Origin of the sequence: Bradyrhizobium sp. NBAIM08 (assembly GCF_020193935.1) — a bacterium.
In the GTDB taxonomy this organism is placed as follows: Bacteria; Pseudomonadota; Alphaproteobacteria; order Rhizobiales; family Xanthobacteraceae; genus Bradyrhizobium; species Bradyrhizobium yuanmingense.
This window is the reverse complement of sequence record NZ_JADYVR010001306.1, coordinates 1-384: the sequence shown is the minus strand read 5'-3', so window position 1 is coordinate 384 and position 384 is coordinate 1. Positions and strand designations below refer to the sequence as shown.

Below are 384 nucleotides of genomic sequence, written 5' to 3'. Positions count from 1 at the left end.
ATATATGATCATACCGTCCGGTGGAGTGAGGGCATTGATTGCCACAGTATCTGCCAGGCGAGGTAAAAGTAGACCCTGCCTGCTGCTTTCAAGTTCTAAAATTGATGACTTTTGAATGTTCGTAGGATTGTCTCCAACTTTCAACTGTGCGTTGGCTACTATTGCCGTCCCCAATAACAGGACGAATACAAAAGTTGATTTTAATTTAAAGAGTAAATTAGCAGTCATTTTTGGTTTTTAAGGGTATTGGAATATGTTCAACAAGCATAAACTCGAGGGATTCAGAAAAATTGTAATGAGAACTGATGTGAAAATTGAAATAAACATTAACACCTAGTCAACCAACTAAAACATATTAGCTGATCGAATCTTCCGGGATACCTG

Annotated in this window: 1 protein-coding gene; it reads right to left on the bottom strand. The window is 38.0% G+C overall.

Features of this window, described 5'->3' with window-relative positions; genetic code table 11:
- Positions 1–228, bottom strand: a 228-nt coding sequence (locus I6F37_RS44650) for a hypothetical protein (protein ID WP_225155078.1), incomplete at its 3' end; no start/stop codon positions are given.
- Between the last annotated feature and the right edge of the window lie 156 nt (positions 229–384).